17 protein-coding genes are annotated in these 19,426 nt (G+C 72.4%); 7 read left to right on the top strand and 10 right to left on the bottom strand.

The features are described from left to right. Positions 1 to 22 precede the first annotated feature (22 nt). Complete coding sequence (locus ACIQPT_RS29305; protein WP_401160161.1) at positions 23 to 958, bottom strand: LysR family transcriptional regulator; 936 nt, start codon at positions 956 to 958, stop codon at positions 23 to 25. A gap of 70 nt (positions 959 to 1,028) precedes the next feature. Here ACIQPT_RS29305 and ACIQPT_RS29300 point away from each other — a divergent pair, with 70 nt between their 5' ends. Continuing rightward, positions 1,029 to 2,216, top strand: coding sequence for a TDT family transporter (locus ACIQPT_RS29300; RefSeq protein ID WP_401160159.1), 1,188 nt, complete (start codon positions 1,029 to 1,031; stop codon positions 2,214 to 2,216). Here the strand turns inward: ACIQPT_RS29300 and ACIQPT_RS29295 are convergent. The 4 genes from ACIQPT_RS29295 to ACIQPT_RS29280 form a co-directional block, all read right to left on the bottom strand. Next, positions 2,155 to 2,865, bottom strand: coding sequence for a helical backbone metal receptor (locus tag ACIQPT_RS29295; protein ID WP_401160158.1), 711 nt, complete (start codon positions 2,863 to 2,865; stop codon positions 2,155 to 2,157). The genes ACIQPT_RS29300 and ACIQPT_RS29295 overlap by 62 nt on opposite strands. A gap of 30 nt (positions 2,866 to 2,895) precedes the next feature. Continuing rightward, positions 2,896 to 3,441, bottom strand: a complete 546-nt coding sequence (locus ACIQPT_RS29290; RefSeq protein ID WP_401160156.1) for a helix-turn-helix domain-containing protein — start codon at positions 3,439 to 3,441, stop codon at positions 2,896 to 2,898. A 161-nt stretch (positions 3,442 to 3,602) separates the two neighbouring features. Next, positions 3,603 to 6,230: an ABC transporter permease/substrate binding protein gene (locus ACIQPT_RS29285; RefSeq protein ID WP_401160154.1), complete on the bottom strand. Its 2,628-nt coding sequence runs from the start codon at positions 6,228 to 6,230 to the stop codon at positions 3,603 to 3,605. Further along, positions 6,223 to 7,299 carry a glycine betaine/L-proline ABC transporter ATP-binding protein gene (locus ACIQPT_RS29280; protein WP_401160152.1) on the bottom strand — a complete coding sequence of 359 codons (1,077 nt, stop codon included), beginning with the start codon at positions 7,297 to 7,299 and terminating at the stop codon, positions 6,223 to 6,225. Before ACIQPT_RS29280 ends, ACIQPT_RS29285 begins: the two co-directional genes overlap by 8 nt. A 320-nt stretch (positions 7,300 to 7,619) precedes the next feature. Here ACIQPT_RS29280 and ACIQPT_RS29275 point away from each other — a divergent pair, with 320 nt between their 5' ends. The 5 genes from ACIQPT_RS29275 (at position 7,620) to ACIQPT_RS29255 (ending at position 12,494) form a co-directional block, all read left to right on the top strand. Then, positions 7,620 to 8,528, top strand: a complete 909-nt coding sequence (locus ACIQPT_RS29275; protein WP_401160337.1) for a 5'-3' exonuclease H3TH domain-containing protein — start codon at positions 7,620 to 7,622, stop codon at positions 8,526 to 8,528. A gap of 71 nt (positions 8,529 to 8,599) precedes the next feature. Then, positions 8,600 to 9,451, top strand: a complete 852-nt coding sequence (locus ACIQPT_RS29270; RefSeq protein ID WP_401160150.1) for a siderophore-interacting protein — start codon at positions 8,600 to 8,602, stop codon at positions 9,449 to 9,451. Positions 9,452 to 9,753: 302 nt separating this feature from the next. Then, on the top strand, positions 9,754 to 10,338 hold the full coding sequence (locus ACIQPT_RS29265; protein ID WP_401160148.1) for a sigma-70 family RNA polymerase sigma factor: 585 nt from the start codon (positions 9,754 to 9,756) through the stop codon (positions 10,336 to 10,338). Next, entirely contained in the window at positions 10,335 to 11,087 is a 753-nt protein-coding gene (locus ACIQPT_RS29260) for an anti-sigma factor domain-containing protein (protein WP_401160147.1), read from the top strand. Before ACIQPT_RS29265 ends, ACIQPT_RS29260 begins: the two co-directional genes overlap by 4 nt. A 39-nt stretch (positions 11,088 to 11,126) precedes the next feature. Further along, a complete protein-coding gene (locus ACIQPT_RS29255; RefSeq protein ID WP_401160145.1) occupies positions 11,127 to 12,494 on the top strand; it encodes a cryptochrome/photolyase family protein in 1,368 nt (455 codons plus the stop codon). 61 nt (positions 12,495 to 12,555) lie between these two features. Here ACIQPT_RS29255 and ACIQPT_RS29250 read toward each other — a convergent pair whose 3' ends face one another. From ACIQPT_RS29250 to ACIQPT_RS29230, 5 genes are read right to left on the bottom strand one after another with little or no spacing between them, the layout of a single operon-like run. Continuing rightward, positions 12,556 to 13,359, bottom strand: coding sequence for a DUF1295 domain-containing protein (locus ACIQPT_RS29250; RefSeq protein WP_401160144.1), 804 nt, complete (start codon positions 13,357 to 13,359; stop codon positions 12,556 to 12,558). Further along, positions 13,356 to 14,708 (bottom strand): class I SAM-dependent methyltransferase, encoded by a 1,353-nt coding sequence (locus ACIQPT_RS29245; RefSeq protein ID WP_401160142.1) that lies wholly within the window; start codon positions 14,706 to 14,708, stop codon positions 13,356 to 13,358. Before ACIQPT_RS29245 ends, ACIQPT_RS29250 begins: the two co-directional genes overlap by 4 nt. Then, positions 14,705 to 15,970 carry a class I SAM-dependent methyltransferase gene (locus ACIQPT_RS29240; RefSeq protein WP_401160140.1) on the bottom strand — a complete coding sequence of 422 codons (1,266 nt, stop codon included), beginning with the start codon at positions 15,968 to 15,970 and terminating at the stop codon, positions 14,705 to 14,707. Before ACIQPT_RS29240 ends, ACIQPT_RS29245 begins: the two co-directional genes overlap by 4 nt. Continuing rightward, positions 15,967 to 16,692, bottom strand: a complete 726-nt coding sequence (locus tag ACIQPT_RS29235; protein WP_401160138.1) for a DUF1365 domain-containing protein — start codon at positions 16,690 to 16,692, stop codon at positions 15,967 to 15,969. Before ACIQPT_RS29235 ends, ACIQPT_RS29240 begins: the two co-directional genes overlap by 4 nt. Beyond that, positions 16,689 to 17,963, bottom strand: coding sequence for an NAD(P)/FAD-dependent oxidoreductase (locus ACIQPT_RS29230; RefSeq protein ID WP_401160137.1), 1,275 nt, complete (start codon positions 17,961 to 17,963; stop codon positions 16,689 to 16,691). Before ACIQPT_RS29230 ends, ACIQPT_RS29235 begins: the two co-directional genes overlap by 4 nt. Before the next feature lie 659 nt (positions 17,964 to 18,622). Here ACIQPT_RS29230 and ACIQPT_RS29225 point away from each other — a divergent pair. After that, entirely contained in the window at positions 18,623 to 19,270 is a 648-nt protein-coding gene (locus tag ACIQPT_RS29225) for a fasciclin domain-containing protein (RefSeq protein ID WP_401160135.1), read from the top strand. Positions 19,271 to 19,426: the final 156 nt, after the last annotated feature.

Below are 19,426 nucleotides of genomic sequence, written 5' to 3'. Positions count from 1 at the left end.
GGGGTTCCCGGCCTTCTCCTGATCAGGCGTCCCGGCCGGTCAGGGACAGCAGGTCGCGGGCCGGCCCTGTGGGGCGGTGTCCCCCGGGCCAGACGGCGCGCAACTGGCGGCGCAGCCGTACGCCCGCGACGGGGACCTTGACCAGGCGGCGGGACGACAGCTCCTCGCCCAGGGCCAGTTCGCTCAGGACGCAGGGGCCCGCGCCGCTCTCCGCCGCGCCCTTGACCGCCGTGGTGGAGGAGAGTTCCAGCAGGGGCTGGGCCAGTCCGCCGTGCACGGCGAGCGCGGCGTCCAGGACCTGGCGGGTGCCCGAGCCGTGTTCGCGCAGGATCAGCGGGGTGGCGGCGAGTTCGCCGGGCAGCAACGGGGTGCGGCGGCGGGCCCACGGGTGGCTGGGGGCGACCACGACGACGAGGCGGTCGTGGGCGATGACGGTGCCGTCGAGGCCCTCCGGTATCGACAGGCCCTCGACGAAGCCGAGGTCGGCCTCGCCGGTGACCAGGCGGCGGGCGACGGCCGCGGAGTTGCCGACGAGGAGCGAGACCGCGGTGTCCGGCCGCTCGCCGCGCAGGGCGATCAGCCAGCCCGGCAGCAGGTATTCGGCGATCGTCATGCTGGCGGCGACCCGCAGCCGGGAGTCGCGGCGGTCGCGCAGCGCCTGGGCGCCCGCGTCGAAGGCCTCGGCCGCCTCGACGACCCGGCGCGCCCAGTCGGTGACCAGGGCGCCGGCGTCGGTGAGCCGGGAGCCGCGCGGGGAGCGGTCCAGCAGGGCGACGCCGAGCTGCCGTTCCATGGACCGGACGCGGCTGGAGGCGGCGGGCTGGGTGATGCCGACGTCCTTGGCGGCCCGCCCGAGACTGCCGTGCCGGGCGACGGCGAGCAGCAGTTCCAGCGCCCCGAGGTCGGGGACCCGGTGGGAGAGCGGGATGTGGGGTGCGTGTGCGTCGTCGCCGGTCATCAAGCCAGCTTATGACCTCATAGGGACGGGGTCCCTGGTGGGCGGGGGCCCCGCCGCGAAGAATCGTGGCATGGCCATCTTTCCGCAGACCCGGACCCCCGTACCGCCCCTTCCCGCCGCCCTTCCCCCGCGGAGGGCGGACGACCGGCCGGGCGTACGGCGGCTGCCGTCCCTGCGGCACATCGGCCCGAACTGGTACGCGAGCGTCATGGGCACCGCGATCGTCGCGAGCGCCGGCGCGTTGCTCCCGGTGGACGTTCCCGGTCTGCGCGCCGCCTGCACCGTCGTGTGGGCGCTGTCGGCCGTGCTGCTCCTGGCCGTGCTCACCGCCCGGGCCGGGCACTGGCTCTGCCACCGCGACCAGGCGCGCGCCCATCTCCTGGACCCGACGATCGCCCCGTTCTACGGCTGTCTGTCGATGGCGCTGATGGCCGTCGGCGGGGCCACCCTGACGGTGGGTGCGGACGTGGTGGGCGTGCGGGCGGCCCTCGCGGTCGACGTGGTGCTGTTCGTGGCGGGTACGGCGATCGCTCTGGTGGCCGCGGTCGTGGTGCCGTATCTGATGGTCGTACGCCACCGCCCGGCGCCCGGGTCCGCGTCGCCGGTCTGGCTGCTGCCGCTGGTCGCGCCGATGGTGTCGGCCTCGCAGGGCGCGCTGCTGGTGCCGCATGTGTCGGCCGGGCAGGGGCGTGAGGCGCTGCTGCTGGCCTGCTACGCGATGTTCGGTCTGTCGTTGCTGGCCACGCTGGTCGTGCTGCCGCTGGTCTTCTCCCGGCTGGTCCACCACGGTCCGCTGCCGCTCGCTCTGACCCCGACGCTGTTTCTCGTACTGGGGCCGCTCGGGCAGTCGACGACCGCCGTGAACCAGCTGGCCGATGTGGCCCCGGGCGCGGTCGGGGCCCCTTACGCCTCCGCGTTCGGCGCGTTCGCCGTGCTGTACGGGGTGCCGGTGATGGGCTTCGCGCTGCTGTGGCTGGCGCTGGCGGCCGCGATGGTGGTGCGGGCCGCGCGGAACGGGATGGGGTTCGCGATGACGTGGTGGGCGTTCACCTTCCCCGTCGGTACGTGTGTGACGGGCGCGGCGGGTCTGGCGCGGCACACCGGTCTGGACGCGCTGACCTGGCTGGCGGTGGCGCTGTACGTGTTCCTGGTGGTGGCGTGGGCGGCGGCCGGGGCGCGGACGGCGCTCGGGGTGTTCAGCGGAGCGCTGACGGCAGCGCCCGTGCCGCCTCGGTCAGCGACGGCCCGTACCAGGTGAGCAGCCGCCCGTCGACGCGTGCGGCGGGCAGGGCGGGGAAGGCCTCGGGCCCGTCGTCGGCGGTGAAGCGGTAGGGCTCGTCGGGCAGCACGATCAGCTCGGCCCCGGAGGCGTTCAGCTCGTCGAGCGGGATGCGCGGGTAGCGCTCGGCGTGGTCCGCGTACACGTTGCGGATGCCGAGGCGGGCGAGGAGGTCGCCGGCGAAGGTGTCGTGGCCCAGCACCATCCAGGGCCTGCGCCAGATCGGTACGGCGGCGGGGCGGGGGTTCTCCGGGGGCGGGGGCAGGGTGGCCCAGGCGGCTGCGGCCTCGTCCAGCCAGGCGGGCCGGGCGAGCCCGCAGCCGTCGACGAGGACCCGGTGCAGTTCGGCGAACGCCTGGTCCAGGGTGCGGACCTCGGTGACCAGGACGTCGAGCCCGGCGGCCCGGAGCGCGTCGAGGTCGGGGGCCCGGTTCTCCTCCTCGTTGGCGATCACGAGGTCGGGGGCGAGGGCGGTGATCGCGGCCACGTCCGGGTTCTTCGTGCCGCCGATCCGGGCGGCGGTGAGGTCTGCCGGGTGCGTGCACCAGTCGGTGACGCCGACGAGCAGCCCGGGTGCGGTCACGGCGACGGCCTCGGTGAGCGAGGGGACCAGGGAGACGACGCGCACGGGACGCCTTTCGGGACGGGGGCGAACGGCTCAGCGGCGCGAGTCGAAGGTGGCGTCGATGTGTTCGGCCACCGCGACGACCAGGAGGCGGGTGCCGGGCACGGTGGCGCGCCAGCGGTGGCGGACCCCGCCGGAGAGGAACAGGGTGTCGCCGTGTTCCAGCCGGTGCACCTGGCCCTCGGCCTCGACGTCGACGGCGCCCGCGACGACGTACATCAGTTCGTCGTTGCGGTGCTGGAACTCGCGCCCGAGGTCCGGTTCGCCGGTGAACTCCAGGGCGCTGAGCTGATGGCGGCCGCGCACCAGCCGGCGTACGCCCTCGCCCTCCTCGGCCCGGACGACGTCCACGGCGCGCGCGGAGTCGGCGGCGGCCCGCAGCCGTCCGGTGGTGGTCTCCAGCGCCTCGGCGACCCGGTCGAGGGAACGGGCGCTGGGGCGGGCGCGCTCGTTCTCGATCTGGCTGAGGAAGGGCACGGAGAGGCCGCTGCGCGAGGCGACCGCGGCCAGCGTGAGCCCCAGGGTTCTGCGCCGTCGCCGGACGGCGGCGCCCACCCTCGGTGTGTCCTTGTCGTCCATGTCCCAGCTCCCTCCCGCCCCCGCCATCCTCCCGGTTGCCAGCACCTTACGCACATGGTTGCGCACGACGTCCGGTAAACGACCTCCGGGCAGCCGGAAGGGGTGGCCCCGCCCGAAGGCGGGGCCACCCCTTTCGACCTGTGCTTTCGTCCCCGTGGGACCTACTGCTGGGGCGCCATGGTGTCCGCGATGCCCGGGTTGTCGTCCATCCAGGCCTTCACGGCTTCCTCCTCGTGCCCCACGCCGCGCTTCTGGATCTCGTTCTCCAGTCCGCCGAGCTGCTTCTCGGTGAGCTTGAAGTCCTTGAACCACTTCGTCAGCTGCGGGTACTGCTTCGGGAACTCCTTGGAGGCGATGGTATGCAGCCGGTCGCCCTCACCGAACGCCTTCTTCGGGTCCTTCAGCTTGGTCATGCCGTACTCGTTGTACGCCCAGTGCGGGGTCCACAGCAGGACCGCGATGGGCTCCTTCTTGGCGTACGCGCGCTTCAGCTCGGAGAGCATGCCGGGCGTGGAGGAGTCGAGAACCTTGTACTCCTTGTCCAGGCCGTACTGCGGCAGGACGTTCTTCTTGAGGTTCTCCATGGTGGCGGTGCCCGGCTCGATGCCGACGATCCGGCCCTTGAAGTCGGAGCCCTTGCCCTTGAGGTCGTCGAGGGTCTTGACGTCCTTGACGTAGTCGGGGACGGCGACCTCGATGGAGGTCGGCCCGTACCAGGAGCCGATGTCGGTCAGCTTGTCGCCGTACTTGTCCCAGTAATTCTTCTGGGTGTACGGCAGCCAGCCGTCGAACTGCACGTCGATCTGGCCGCGCGACATCGCCGCGTACATGGGACCCACCTCGAACTGCTTGAGGTTGATCTTGTAGCCGCGCTCCTCCAGGACCGCCTTCCACAGGTACGTGGCGGCGATGTCCTCCTCCCACGGGAACCAGGCGACCTCAAGCGCGCGGTCACGCTCGTCCTTGCCGTCGGCGGCCTCGGCGTCCTTCGGGACGGGGGACCACTTGTCGGCGACGCCCGGGTTGGCCTTCAGCCAGGTGCGGACGGCTTCCTGCTCCTTGCCGGAGCCGGACTTCTGGATCTCGGCTTCCAGGCTGGTGAGCTGGTCCTCGGTCATCTTGAAGTTCTTCAGCCACTTGCTGACCACGGGGTTCTCGGTGGAGAAGCCCTTGCGCGCCAGGGTGTGGACGCCGTCGCCCTCACCCCAGAGCTTCTTGGGGTCCTTGAGCTTGGTGAGGTCGTACTCGTTGTACGCCCAGTGCGGCGACCAGAGCGGAACGACGATCGGTTCCTTCTTGGCGTACGCGCGCTTCAGCTCGGCCAGCATGGACGGCGTGGAGCCGTCGATGAGCTTGTACTCCTTGTCCAGGCCGTAGCCCGGCAGCAGCTTGTCCTTGAGCAGGCCCATCTCGCCGGCGCTCGGCTCGATGCCGACGATCCGGCCCTTGAACTCGGATGCCCGGCCCTTGAGGTCGTCCATCGACTGGACGTCCTTCATGTACGCGGGGACGGCGAGCTCCAGGGAGGTCGGGGCGTACCACGCGCCGAGGTCCTCCAGGCGGTCCTTGTACTTCTTCCAGTAGCTGGCGTGGGTGACCGGCAGCCAGGAGTCGGTCTGGAAGTCGATCTGCCCGTTGGCCATGCCGGTGTACAGGGCGCCGGCCTCGTACTGCTTGACGTCGACCTCGAAGCCGCGCTGCTCCAGCATCTCCTTCCAGAGGAAGGTGGAGGCGATGCCCTCGTCCCACGGGATGTAGCCGATGCTGACCTTCTTGCCGTCGCCGATCAGCGTGGCCTTGTCGGCGGTGTCGTCCTTGGAGCCGCCGCCGAAGACGCTCATGCTGCCCGCGACGAGCGCGAGGACGATGATGCCGACGGCCGCGATGCGGGGCTGCGGGCGGTAGGTCCAGATCTTCCAGCCGTCGGCCATGGCCTGGGCCTTGGCGACCGCGCGGCGGCCCAGCGGGGAGACCTCGGTGCCGAGCGCGCCGGTCATCCGGTCCAGGTACATGGCGAGGATGACGATGGAGATGCCCGCCTCGAAGCCGAGGCCGACGTCGACGTTGCCGATGGCGCGGTAGACGGAGCCGCCGAGGCCGCCGCCGCCGACCATGCCCGCGATGACGACCATGGACAGGCCGAGCATGATGACCTGGTTGATTCCGGCCATGATCGTGGGCAGGGCGAGCGGCAGTTGGACGCGCAGCAGGGTGTTGCGCGAGGTGGTGCCGAAGGCCTCGGCCGCCTCGACGAGTTCGCCGTCGACCTGGCGGATGCCGAGTTCGGTCATCCGGACGCCCGGGGGCAGCGCGAAGATGATGGTGGCGATGATGCCGGGGACCACGCCGACGCCGAAGAAGATGACACCGGGGATCAGGTAGACCATGGCGGGCATCGTCTGCATGAAGTCCAGGACCGGCCGGGTGATCGCGCTGACCGTCCGGGACCGGGAGGCCCAGATGCCCAGCGGCACGGCGATGACCAGGGTGACGAGCGTCGCGACGAGCACCAGGGTGAGGGTGTCCATCGCCTCGTCCCACAGCTCGACGGCGTCGATGAGGGCGAACCCGACGAAGGTGAGCAGGGCGGCGGGCAGGCCGCGCAGCCACCAGGCGATGACGGCGACGATGCCCGCGAACAGCAGCGGCGCGGGGGCGGACAGGACGGCGGCTATGCCGTCGAACATGCCGCTGACGATGGAGCTGATGGCGTCGAAGAGCCAGGCGAGGTGGGTCTGCAGCCAGTCGACCGCGGAGTCGACCCATTCGCCGAGGGGGAGCCTAAACACGTGCCACCTTCTTCACGCCGTCCGCGGCTGCGGGCTCGGCGTCGCGGGGGGCCTCGGCCGGGGCCATCGGCTCGCCGAGGACGGCGAGCAGCCGGGAGCTGGGGACGACGCCGACGAGCTTGCCCTTGGCGTCGGTCACGGCGACCGGGTTCGCGCTCTGCGAGCAGGGCGTGAACAGGTCGATGATCGGCGTGGACTCCGGGACCGTGGCGGGGGCCGCGGCGAGGACGTCCTGCGGGGTGCGCAGTTCCTTGCCGTCCGCCGCCTTGGTGCCCATCACGGTGTGCGGCTCGGCCATGATCGCGCCCGCGGTGAGCACCCGCGAGCGGTCGACGTCCTGGGTGAAGGAGGCGACGTAGTCGTTGGCCGGGGTGACGAGGATGTCCTCGGCGGTGCCGAGCTGGACGATCTCTCCGTCGCGCATCACGGCGATCCGGTCGCCCAGGCGCATGGCCTCGTTGAGGTCGTGGGTGATGAAGACGATGGTCTTCTTCAGCCGCTTCTGGAGCTCCAGGAGCTGGTCCTGCATGTCACGGCGGATCAGCGGGTCGAGCGCGCTGAAGGACTCGTCCATGAGCAGCAGGTCGGCGTCGGTGGCCAGGGCGCGGGCGAGGCCCACGCGCTGCTGCATACCGCCGGACAGCTCGTCGGGCCAGGACTTCTCCCAGCCCTCGAGGCCGGTGAGCCGCAGCGCCTCGGCGGCGCGCACCTCGCGCGCCTCACGCGACACGCCCTGGACCTCCAGGCCGTACGCGGCGTTCTCCAGGACGCTCCGGTGGGGGAAGAGCGCGAAGTGCTGGAACACCATGCTGATCTTGGTGGAGCGGACGTGCCGCAGGTCGCGGGGGCTCAGGGCGGTGAGGTCCTGGCCGTCGAAGAGCACGCGGCCGGCGGTCGGCTCGAGCAGACCGTTCAGCATGCGCAGCAGGGTGGACTTGCCCGAGCCGGACAACCCCATGACGACAAAGATCTGGCCCGGTTCCACGGTGAACGAGGCGTCGATCACCGCTGCGGTCGTGCCGTCGGCGCGCAACTCGTCGCGGTCGGTGCCGCTCTCGAGCTTCCGCACGGCTTCGTCGGGTCGTCTGCCGAAGACTTTGTACAAGTGTTCGGCTTGCAGCCTGGACACATACACCTCACGCGTTGAACCGAAAAACGGTCTGCCACCCCCTCCGGCAGACCGTGGAGCAATGCGGGCTCTGTCCGCGTGGCACATGCACTAGTTGAAAGTGCGACGTGGTTTGCTCCGGTGGCGCGCCTTCCCACGCTTACACAACCCAAACGCGACAGTGACCCAGGTCACCGACCTGCGACGGAGGGACAGCAAGCGGTTACCCGGAGCGACTGTGGGTGCGGTGGGGCATCATCGGGTCTGTGACGCGACGCCTGATGCTCCTCGACACCGCTTCCCTGTACTTCCGCGCCTACTTCGGCGTGCCCGACTCGGTGCGCGCGCCGGACGGGACGCCCGTGAACGCCGTGCGCGGACTCCTCGACTTCATCGGCCGCCTGGTGCACGACCACCGGCCGGACGATCTGGTCGCCTGCTGGGACAACGACTGGCGCCCGCAGTGGCGGGTCGACCTGATCCCGACGTACAAGGCGCACCGGGTCGCCGAGGAGACGCCCGCCGGACAGACGGACGAGGAGGAGATCCCCGACACGCTGTCCCCGCAGGTCCCGATCATCGAGGACGTGCTGGCGGTGCTCGGGATCGCCCGCGTCGGCGTCACGCCGTACGAGGCGGACGACATCATCGGCACCCTCACGGCGCGGGCGAAGGGCCCGGTGGACATCGTCACCGGTGACCGCGATCTGTATCAGCTGGTCGACGACGCCCGTCAGGTGCGCGTGCTCTACCCGCTCAAGGGCGTCGGCACCCTCCAGATGACCGACGAGGCGTGGCTGCGCGAGAAGTACGGCGTGGACGGCGCGGGCTACGTCGACCTGGCGCTCCTCCGCGGCGACCCGAGCGACGGGCTCCCGGGCGTCCCCGGCATCGGCGAGAAGACGGCGGCGAAGCTGCTGGACGCGTACGGCGATCTCGACGGGATCATGGCGGCGGTGGACGACCCGAAGGCGAAGCTGACCCCGTCGCAGCGCAAGCGGCTGGACGAGTCGCGCGCCTATGTGGCCGTCGCGCCGAAGGTGGTCCGGGTGGCCGGGGACGTCCCCCTGCCGGACTTCGACGCGACGCTGCCGCGCGAGCCGCACGACCCGGCCGCGCTGGAGGCGCTGGCGGAGCAGTGGGGGCTGGGCGGAGCACTTCAGCGACTTCTGACCGTCCTTCAGCACTGAGGTGTTAACTTAGGTGTGCCTAAGTTTTAAGCACGCAAACAGCTGAGCACGCGAACAGCAGGGAGTACCTCGTGGCAGAGCGGCCGGCCCGGCAGGGACCCAAGGCCCAGGGGGCGCAGGTCGTGCGCACCGAGCAGATCACCCCGCACATGGTGCGGGTGGTCCTCGGCGGTGAAGGGCTCGCGGACTTCACCCTCTCCGGCTTCACCGACCACTACATCAAGCTGTGCTTCGCGCCCGAGGGCGCGGACTACGCGCACCCGTTCGACATCGCCGCCATCCGGGAGACCCACCCGCGCGAGCTGTGGCCCACCACCCGTACGTACACGGTGCGTTCGTGGGACCCGGTCGCCCGGGAGATGGCCGTCGACTTCGTCGTGCACGGCGACGCGGGCCTCGCGGGACCGTGGGCGCAGCGGGCGCGGGTGGGCGAGCAGGTGACCTTCCTCGGCCCCGGCGGCGGCTACGGCCCGGAGGCGTCGGCGGACTGGCACCTGCTGGTCGGCGACGAGAGCGCGCTGCCGGCCATCGCGGCGGCGCTGGAGCAGATGCCGTCGGGCGCGCTGGTGCACGCCTTCGTCGAGGTGTCGGACGCCTCGGAGGAGCAGAAGATCGTGACGCCCGACGGGGTGGCCGTGACCTGGCTGCACCGCGGCGACCGGCCCGTCGGCGAGCTGCTGACCGCCGCCGTGAAGGGGCTGGACTTTCCCGAGGGCGAGATCCAGGCGTTCGTGCACGGGGAGGCGGGCTTCGTGAAGGAGATCCGCCGGTATCTGCGGGTGGAGCGGCAGATCCCGCTGGACCGGCTGTCGATCTCGGGCTACTGGCGTCTCGGCCAGAACGACGACGCCTGGCGCGCCGTGAAGCGCGAGTGGAACGAGCAGGTGGAGCGCGAGCAGGAGAGCGGCGCGGCCTCCGCGTAGCCCCTGCCGGCGAGCAGACCATCGGACCCCGTCCGCCGCACAACGCGGCGGGCGGGGTCCGCGCGTCGACCGGACCTCAGACCTCCGGAGCACCTTCCGCAGCGCCTCCCCGAGCGCCTTCCTCCGACGGAGCCGCACGGCCGTCCGCGGACCGTGGGTGCGGGGACTCGAAACGCCCGCGAGCCGTTCCGCGCGTCCTTCCGGGGCCTGATCTGAAAAGATCGCCCGCACCCGACCAATCCGCACGGCAGTCCGCTCCGAATCACTCCCGGAAGCGACGATCGTCCCGGGAGGAAAACCGCGTGAAGGAAGCCGTACACATCAGTGGGGTCCCCTCGCCCGGTCCCGATCTCCAGGAGCTCCTGGTGCGGGTCGCGCGGGGCGACCGCGACTCGTTCGCCTCGGTGTACGACGCGGTGAGCGGGCCCGTGCTCGGCCTGGTGCGCAGCGTGCTCCGCGATCCGGCGCAGTCGGAGGAGGTGGCGCAGGAGGTCCTGGTGGAGGTGTGGCGCACCGCGCCCCGTTTCCAGGCCTCCCGGGGCAGTGCGATGAACTGGGTGCTGACCCTGGCCCACCACCGGGCCGTCGACCGGGTCCGCTCGGCGGAGGCCTCGGCCGCCCGGGAGCACAAGGCGGCGCTGCTGGACCGGACGCCCGCCTTCGACGAGGTGTCCGAACAGGTCGAGACCCGGCTGGAGAGAGAACAGGTACGGCGCTGTATGCGCACCCTGTCCGAGCTGCAGCGGGAGTCGGTGACGCTGGCCTACTACCGGGGCCTGACCTACCGTGAGGTTTCCGAACTCCTCGCCGTGCCGCTGGGCACCATCAAGACACGACTCCGCGACGGCCTCATCCGGCTGCGCGACTGCCTGGGGGTGAGCGCATGAGCACGGCCGAACTGCACACGCTGACCGGGGCCTATGCCCTGCATGCGCTGCCGGAGTCCGAACGGCAGGCGTTCGAGCGTCATCTGGAGGACTGCGAGGCGTGTACCCAGGAGGTGGTGGAGCTGTCGGCGACCGCCGCCCGGCTCGGCCTGGCCGTCGCCGAGACCCCTCCGCGCGAGCTGCGCGAGAGGGTGCTGCAAGAGATCACGACCGTACGCCAGGAGACTCCGGCGCCCGGCAGACGCGAGCGGACCGGCGGGGGCGGACGGACCGGCCGGTGGTACGCCTTCGGGCTCGCCGCCTCCATCGCGGCGGCCGCCTCGTTCGGCGGGGTCGCGGCCTGGCAGAACCAGGTGGCGCAGGACGCGCGGCAGGAGGCGAACCAGGCGCAGCGGCAGAACGAACAGCTGGCCCAGGTGCTCTCGGCCCCGGACGCGAAGACCGCGTCGAGTGAGCTGACCGGCGGCGCGCACGGTGCCGTCGTCGTCTCGCAGAGCCAGAACCGTGCGGTGTTCCTGGCCTCGGGGATGGAACGGCCGCCGGGCGGCAAGGTCTACCAGCTCTGGTTCAACGACGACGGCACGATGCGCCCGGCCGGTCTGATGGACCCGAAGGCGAGCGACGACACGGTCCTGCTGGACGGGCCGGTGGACCGGGCGTCCGGGATGGGCATCACGGTCGAGCCGGCCGGCGGATCCGCCGAGCCGACCTCCTCGCCGGTGGCGCTCATGGACTTCCCCACCTCCTGACCGCTCACGCACGACGTCCTGCAAGGGAGCACCCGTTCCATGAGTGTCGCGGTGGTGCTGTTCACCTCCGACCTGCGCGTCCACGACAACCCGGTGCTGCGTGCCGCCCTGCGGGACGCGGACGAGGTCGTCCCGCTCTTCGTGCGGGACGACGCCGTCCATCGCGCCGGGTTCGACGCGCCCAACCGGCTGGCGTTCCTCGCCGACTGCCTGGCGGAGCTGGACGCCGGACTCCGCCACCGGGGCGGCCGGCTGGTCGTCCGCCGGGGCGGGACGGCCCGCGAGGTGAAACGGGTGGCCGAGGAGTCCGGGGCGGCCTCCGTGCACATCGCCGCCGGGGTCAGCGGGTACGCGGCGCGGCGCGAGGAGCGGATCCGTCAGGCCCTGGCGGGCACCGGCCGCGAGCTGCGCATCCATGACGCGGTGGTCACCGCGCTCGCTCCGGGCCGGGTGGTCCCGACGGGAGGCAAGGACCACTTCGCGGTGTTCACCCCGTACTTCCGCCGTTGGGAGGCGGAGGGAGTACGGGGCACACTGACCGCTCCGCGTACGGTCCGGGTGCCGGACGGGGTGACGGGCGACCCGCTCCCGGACCGCGACACGGTCGAGAACCTCTCCCCCGGTCTGGCCCGGGGCGGCGAGGGCGCGGGCCGCAAGCTGGTGACGTCCTGGCTGAACGGGCCGATGGCCGACTACGAGGACGGTCACGACGATCTGGCCGGCGACGCGACGTCGAGGCTCTCCCCGCATCTGCACTTCGGTACGGTCTCCGCCGCCGAACTGGTCCACCGCGCACGGGAGAAGGGCGGGCCCGGCGGCGAGGCGTTCGTGCGGCAGTTGGCCTGGCGCGACTTCCACCACCAGGTCCTCGCGGACCGGCCGGACGCCTCCTGGTCCGACTACCGGCCGCGCCACGACCGCTGGCGCTCCGACGCGGACGAGATCGACGCCTGGAAGTCCGGGCGGACGGGCTATCCGCTGGTGGACGCGGCGATGCGGCAGCTCGCGCACGAGGGCTGGATGCACAACCGGGGCCGGATGCTGGCCGCGAGCTTCCTCACCAAGACGCTGTACGTGGACTGGCGGGTGGGCGCCCGGCACTTCCTGGACCTGCTGGTCGACGGCGACCTGGCGAACAACCAGCTCAACTGGCAGTGGGTGGCGGGCACCGGCACGGACACCCGGCCCAACCGGGTGCTCAACCCGGTGATCCAGGGCAAGCGCTTCGATCCGCGGGGCGATTACGTGCGGCGCTGGGTGCCGGAGCTCGCGGAGGTGGAGGGGGCCGCGATCCACGAACCCTGGAAGCTGGAGGGCCTGGACCGGGCGGGCGTGGACTACCCGGACCCGGTGGTGGACCTGGCCGAGGCGCGGGCCCGCTTCGAACGCGCGCGCGGCCTGGACTGACGTACGCGTACCAGAACAGGGCCCGTTCCGGCAGCTGCTCGGAACGGGCCCTTCCGGGTGCTCAGGCCCGGCGCGGCGGCCTGGGAAAGAAGCCGCTCGTCCGCGCCACGTACGCGGCGAAGCCGGGCCGGTCGGCCATATGACGCTCCAGCAGGGCCGCGCCACTGCCCTTGGTGAGCAGGAAGCTCATCACCAGCGGGGCGACGACGGTGGCGGCAGCGGCGGTGGGCGCCTGGCAGACGAAGAGGAACAGGCCCCACCAGACGCAGAAGTCGCCGAAGTAGTTCGGATGGCGGGTCCAGGACCACAGCCCCCGGTCCATGATCTTCCCCTGGTTGGCGGGGTCGGCCTTGAACCGGGCCAGCTGGGCGTCACCGATGGCCTCGAAGGCGAGCCCGACCGCCCACAGGAGCACCCCCGCCCAGGCCCACCAGGCGAGCGGCGCGGTGAGGTACTGGGCGGCCTGCACCGGCAGCGAGACGAGCCAGACCAGCGCGCCCTGGAGCAGATACACCTTGCGCAGGGCGTACAGCTGGGGGTTGCCGGGGGCCCTGGCCAGCATCTTCGCGTAGCGCGGGTCCTCGCCGTGACCCCGGCCGCGCCGCCCGATGTGGACGGCGAGGCGCACCCCCCAGATCACCGTCAGCGCGGTGACCAGGAGCCGGCGGCCGTCGTCGCCTACGCCCGCCGAGAGGCCGTAGGAGACCAGGGCGACGGCGGCGAAGCCGAGGCCCCAGGCGATGTCGACGATCCGGTGCACGCCCTTGTTCAGGGCGACGGCGAAGGTGACGAGCATGACGCCGAGGGCGGCGACGGCCGCGCCCGCGAGTCCGTTCGCGAACGCGGCCCAGGCGAAGCCGCTCACCGGCCCGCTCCCGGGGCCTCCGGTGCGTACCAGTCCCGCCGGGTGGCCGGCATGGCGGCGGAACCGGCCGGGTCGGGCCGTACGGAGAGGATCTGGTCGACGCCCATCCGCCGTTCCTCGAACGCGAGCGCGCCGCCGACGAGATAGAGCCGCCAGACCCGCGCGGTCTCCTCCCCGACCAGGGCGACGAACTCCGCCCAGCGCTCCTCCAGCGTCCGCCGCCAGGCCTCCACCGTCAGGACGTAGTGCTCGCGCAGGGACTCGACGTCGCGGACCTCCAGACCGGCGCCCTCCAGCAGGGCGACGGTGTCGCCGAGCGGCCGCATGTGCATGTCGGGGGCGATGTAGGACTCGATGAACGCGCCGCCGCCCGGGGCGGTGGTCCCCCGGGACATCTGCTGGACCATGGCCCGGCCGCGCGGCCGGAGCACGTCGTGCAGGATCGCGGTGAACGCCGGGTACTCGGCGTCGCCGACGTGCTCGCCCATCTCGATGGTGGACACCGCGTCGTACGCGCCCCGGGTCCCGGGCCGCTCCGCGATGTCCCGGTAGTCGATGTTCAGCACCTCGACGAGGTCGCCGAGCCCGCGTGCCGCGACCTGTTCGGTCACGTACGCGGCCTGTTCGGCGGCGAGGGTGACGGCGGTGACGCGGACGCCGTGGCGCTCGGCCGCGTACAGGGTCAGCGAACCCCAGCCGCAGCCGATGTCCAGCAGCCGTGCGCCGGGCCGCAGTCCGAGTTTGCGGCAGATCAGCTCCAGCTTGTCGCGCTGGGCGTCGGCCGGGCCGTAGGCGGGGGCGTCGCTGGTCCAGTAGCCGCAGGAGTACGCCATCGTCGTGTCGAGGAGCAGCCCGTAGAAGACGTTGGACAGGTCGTAGTGGTGGCTGATCGCCGCCCGGTCACGGGCCTTGCTGTGGAGGGCCCCGCGCAGTCCGGCGCGGGCTGCCGGGACCGGCGGCCGGGGGCCGACCGCACCGAGCCGCAGGGCGAGGCCGGCCGCCTTGACGCGGTCGGCGAGGGCGGGCGCGGGCGCGGTGAGACCGCGTTCGCGCGCGGCGCGGCGCATGGCGCGCAGCCCGTCGCCGAGGTCGGCGTCCAGGTCGATGTCGCCGGTGATGTAGGCCTCGGCGAGGCCGAGTTCGCCCGGCTCCCACAGCAGGCGGCGCAGGGCTCTGCGGGTCCGCACATGGACGGTGGGGGCGTCGCGGGGCCCGGTCTCGCTGCCGTCCCACATCCGTACCCGGACCGGCAGTGCGCCGCCGAGGAACCGATCGATCAGCGGTTCGACGCGCTGGGCCGCCCCGGTCGGGGTGCGCCGGGCGGGGGGCTTGGCTGCGGTCGTGGTCACGCGGTCTCCTCGCGGGTCAGCAGCAGTTGCTGCACATCGAGATAGCCGGAGCGGAACCCCGCTTCGGAGTAGGCGAGATAGAAGGTCCACATCCGGCGGAAGACGGCGTCAAAGCCGAGGGCGTCGACCTCGGCGGCCCGTTCGGTGAACCTCTCCCGCCACAGCCGGAGCGTCTCGGCGTAGTGCGCGCCGAAGCGGATGCGCTGGGTGGTGCGCAGGCGGGTGTGGCCGGTGGTGATCCGCTCCACGGCCTCGGTGGAGGGCAGCAGTCCGCCGGGGAAGATGTACTTCTGGATCCAGGTGTACGTGGAGCGGCTGGCGCGCAGTCGGGCATCGGGCATGGTGATGGCCTGGAGGGCGATCCGGCCGCCGGGGGCCAGCAGCCGGTCCAGGGTCTCGAAGTAGACGGGCCAGAACTCCTCGCCGACCGCCTCGACCATCTCGACGCTGACGATGGCGTCGTAGTCGCCGGTGACCTGGCGGTAGTCGCTCAGCCGTACCTCGACGCGGTCCGCGAGGCCGGCCTCGCGGATGCGGCTGCGGGCCAGTTCGCGCTGTTCGGCGGAGAGGGTGACGGTGGTGACCCGGGCGCCGCGGGCGGCCGCGCGGATGGCCAGTTCGCCCCAGCCGGTGCCGATCTCCAGGAGGCGGGTGCCCTCGCCGACCCCGGCCGCGTCCAGCAGCCGGTCGATCTTGCGGTGCTGGGCGGCGGGCAGCAGGTCGTGCTCGGCGGGGAAGCCGCGGAAGACGGCGGAGGAGTAGGAGAGCGTCTCGTCGAGGAAGAGGGCGAAGAGCTCGTTGGACAGGTCGTAGTGGTGGCTGATGTTGTCCCGGGAGCCTTCGGGGGTGTTCAGCTGCGCGGCGGGCCTGCGCAACGCCCAGATGGAGCGCAGGCGTTGCAGCGACCGGGGGACGAGGTCGGCGGCGTTGTCGGCGAGCACGGTCAGCACGCCGACGAGGTCGGGCGCCTCCCACTCCCCGGCCATGTAGGACTCGCCGAAGCCGATGAGCCCGCTCGCACCGATCCGCCGGAAGAAGGCGTCGGGGTCGCGGATGTCCATGAGCGGCCCGCCGAGGCCGATGTCGTCCTGGCCAGCGAGCCGGGCACGCAGCGGGAGCCGGGCGAGCGCATGGCGGACGATGCGTTCGGCGACGGCGGTCCGGGCGCGGGATGCCCGGGGCAGGGTGACGATGTCGGGCCAGCGTTCCGGGTCGGTCCCGGGGGTGTGTTCCGCCGGCAGCGCCGAGGGGGGAGCGGTCACTGCATGCCTTCCTGTGGGCGGTGCGGGGGACGGGGCTGCACGGGGAGCCCGCGCAGGTACAGCCGGATGCCGTGCAGGCGGATCGCGGCGGAGACGAGGACGGTGGAGAGGGGGTGGCGCAGCGCGAGGCGCACCAGCTCACGAGGGGTCGCCGCCCGGCGCCCACCGCGTACGGTCGCGGTGAACGGACGCCGTCCGTCGCGCTCCAGATGGATGCTCAGGTCGAGGCGGGCCCCGGGCTCGGGCAGCCGCATCCGGTAGCCGCCGTCCACGGGGAAGAACGGCGAGACGTAGAACTCCTTGCCGGTCACGGCACGGTCATTCCCGTCCGGCCGCAGCAGATAGCCGTGCCGTCCGCCGTACGTGTTGTGCACCTCGGCGACGACGCAGAGGGGGCTGCCGTCGGCGCGGTGGCACCAGTAGACGGTGATCGGGTTGAAGACGTACCCGAACACCCGGGCCTGCGTGAGCATGGTGACGGTGCCGTCGTCGCCGAGTTCGACGCCCCGGGCCCGCAGGAAGCGCTCCAGTCCGGCCCGGATGGTGGGGGCGGTGCCGCCGAAGTGGTCGCGGGCGTCGAACCGGGCCAGCGGCCGCAGGGCGCGCGGCAGCCGGGGCGGCCGGTCGGGGTCGATCAGCCACAGATAGGTGCGGTGCCGGAACGCGTACTTCGTGGGCCGGGTCCGTACGTGCGTGATGGTGCACGGGTAGAGAGCGCTCACCAGGCCACCCCCAGGGCCGCCGCGGCCTCGACCCCCGAACGGCAGCCGTCCTCGTGGAATCCCCAGCCGTGGTAGGCCCCCGCGTAGGCGGTGACGGGACCGGACAGGGCGGGCAGCCGGGCCTGGGCGGCGACCGACTCCGGGGTGTAGACGGGGTGTTCGTAGACCATGCGGGCGCGTACGGAGGCCGGGTCGACCCGGTCGGAGCCGTTCAGCGTGACCACGAACCTCTCGGGCGCGTCGAGCCGCTGGAGCCGGTTCATGTCGTAGCTGACGGTGACGTGGTCGGCGTCGGCGGCGCACGAGGGCATCAGGTAGTTCCAGGAGGCCCTGGCGCCCCGGGCGCGCGGCAGCAGGGCGGTGTCCGTGTGCAGCAGGGTCGGGTTGCGGGAGTAGCGGAACGCGCCGAGCGTGCCGCGCTCGGCGTCGGTCGGGTCGGCGAGCAGCCGCAGCGCCTGGTCGGGGTGGGTGGCGATGACGACGGAGTCGTACGGGGTGGTCGTGCCGTCCTCGGTGGTGACGTCGACGCCGTCCGCGTGCCGGGTGATGGCGCGCACCGGGGTCGCGGTGTGCACGGCGGTGAGCTGCTTGACGACGCGGTCGACGTAACTGCGCGAGCCGCCGGTGACGGTGCGCCAGACCGGCGAGCCCCCGACGGCGAGCATGCCGTGGTGGTCGAGGAAGCGGAACAGATAGCGGGCCGGGTAGCGCAGGGCGGTGACCGGGTCGCAGGACCAGACGGCGGAGACCATGGGGGTGAGGAAGTGGGCGTGGAAGTACGGCGAGAAGCGTCCGCGCCGGGCGAACTCCCCCAGCGTCATCCCGCTCGCACCGCTCTCCGGCAGCGCCAGCAGGGCCCGGGCCGCGCGGTGGAAGCGCGGCACCTCGGCGAGCATCCGCAGATAGCGTCCGCGCACGACGGCCCCCGGCCGGGCGAAGAGCCCTGCGGGCCCGCGGGCACCCGCGTACTCGAGGCCGCACCCCTCGCACCGTACGGACATCGACATCTCGGACTCCTGCGTGGCGACGCCGAGTTCGTCGAAGAGCCGCAGCAGGTGGGGGTAGGTCCGCCGGTTGTGCACGATGAACCCGGAGTCGACGCGGTGCACCCGGCCGTCGGACGCGCCCAGATCGTGGGTGTGGGCATGGCCTCCGACGCGGTCGTCCGCTTCGTACAGCGTCACCTCATGAGCGTCCCGGAGAACGTGGGCGGAGGTCAGTCCCGCCACTCCGCCTCCCACCACGGCCGTCCGCCGCCGTTCCCCTGCCATTCCGGCTCCCTCCGGTCCTTCCACGCTGGTCGGAGCGCTGCTGGAGCGCTCCTCACCCTCCATTCGTGGCCGGTGGCCGAAAGGATTGGTCGATCACCGACTCTGCTCCGAACGAGTGAATAAGGGCTTCGGACCAATCCGCCGGCCCGGCGGCGCCGAACCCCTTGTGTGAGAACAGACCGGAACGATGCGCGGATGGACGGGGCACTCCTGCCCCGGCGGTCCCGCTCGGCGCGTGCCACGATCACCGCGCCCGGCGGCCCGGCCGCCGGATGCGGGGTGCGCCGTCGCGTCGCCCCGGTACGCCGTACGGATCCGGCCGACGCCGGTCCCTGCGGCGTCCTGGGCGGGGCGGCGGCGATGCGCCCGTCGGTGGTTCCGGTCCGCGGTGCGGCCGGGGATGCGACGCCGCCGGGACGGCCGGGGAGCCGTCCGGGCGGTTCACCGCCGCCGGCCGTGGTGCCGCAGGAGCCGCGGGAGTGCTGTCACTCCCGGTCGGACGGCTCGCCCCGGCGCCGGGTCCGTCTCCCGCGGCTGGGGAGACGGACCGCGGGGCGCCCGAACGCCCACCACCACTGCGCGCCACCAGCTCCCCCGGGAGCTCCCTTCCCCCCCCTCTTCGCCCAACACCATCAATACCTTCGATCCAGGAGAACGCCATGAACACGCTCCTCTTCCGCCGCGCAGCCGTAGCCGTGTCCGCAGCAGCCGTGCTGCCGCTGACGCTGACGGCCTGCTCGTCGGACGACTCCTCCAAGGACTCGGCGGCAGGCTCGACGCCCAGCGCGTCCGCTCCGGCGAGCCCCTCGGCCGATGACCCGGCGGCCATGGACGGGCCGTTCGGTCCGGCCTGTTCGTCGGTGCCGAAGGAAGGCGCGGGCTCGTTCGACGGCATGGCGAAGGACCCGGTCGCCACGGCCGCCTCGAACAACGAGGAGCTGTCGACGCTGGTGACCGCCGTGAAGCAGGCCGGCCTGGTCGACACGCTCAACAACGCCGAGAACATCACGGTGTTCGCCCCGACCAACGACGCCTTCGCGAAGATCCCGAAGGCCGACCTGGACGCGCTGCTGGCGGACAAGGCCGAGCTCACCAAGGTCCTCACCTACCACGTGGTGGGCGAGAAGCTGGCCCCGAACCAGCTGGAGAAGGGCTCCTTCGACACGCTGGAGAAGAGCAAGCTGACGACGGCCGGCTCGGGCACCGAGTACACCGTGAACGACGCCTCGAAGGTGGTCTGCGGCAACGTCCCGACCGCCAACGCGACGGTCTACATCGTCGACACGGTCCTGATGCCCCCGAAGTAACCCCTGCCTGATCCCCCACGGACGAGGGGCGGGGGGGCGCGCCCCCCCCCGCCCCCCCCCCCCCCCCGGGGGGGGGGGGGGGCCCCCACCCCCCCCCCCGCCCCCCCCGGGGGGCCCGGCCCCCCCCCCCCCCCCGGCGGCCCCCCGGCCCCCCGG

Source organism: Streptomyces sp. NPDC091289 (genome assembly GCF_044757365.1).
Taxonomy (GTDB): domain Bacteria; phylum Actinomycetota; class Actinomycetes; order Streptomycetales; family Streptomycetaceae; genus Streptomyces.
Note: the sequence above shows the minus strand (reverse complement) of the source record. Positions and strands in the feature narration are given on the sequence as shown.

What these genes read in the sequence shown, in the direction of transcription:
- ACIQPT_RS29225 (WP_401160135.1), top strand. Translation starts at nt 18,623, where the DNA reads ATGAACACGCTCCTCTTCCGCCGCGCAGCCGTAGCCGTGTCCGCAGCA.
- ACIQPT_RS29230 (WP_401160137.1), bottom strand. Translation starts at nt 17,963, where the DNA reads ATGGCAGGGGAACGGCGGCGGACGGCCGTGGTGGGAGGCGGAGTGGCG.
- ACIQPT_RS29300 (WP_401160159.1), top strand. Translation starts at nt 1,029, where the DNA reads ATGGCCATCTTTCCGCAGACCCGGACCCCCGTACCGCCCCTTCCCGCC.
- ACIQPT_RS29275 (WP_401160337.1), top strand. Translation starts at nt 7,620, where the DNA reads ATGCTCCTCGACACCGCTTCCCTGTACTTCCGCGCCTACTTCGGCGTG.
- ACIQPT_RS29290 (WP_401160156.1), bottom strand. Translation starts at nt 3,441, where the DNA reads ATGGACGACAAGGACACACCGAGGGTGGGCGCCGCCGTCCGGCGACGG.
- ACIQPT_RS29305 (WP_401160161.1), bottom strand. Translation starts at nt 958, where the DNA reads ATGACCGGCGACGACGCACACGCACCCCACATCCCGCTCTCCCACCGG.
- ACIQPT_RS29260 (WP_401160147.1), top strand. Translation starts at nt 10,335, where the DNA reads ATGAGCACGGCCGAACTGCACACGCTGACCGGGGCCTATGCCCTGCAT.
- ACIQPT_RS29255 (WP_401160145.1), top strand. Translation starts at nt 11,127, where the DNA reads ATGAGTGTCGCGGTGGTGCTGTTCACCTCCGACCTGCGCGTCCACGAC.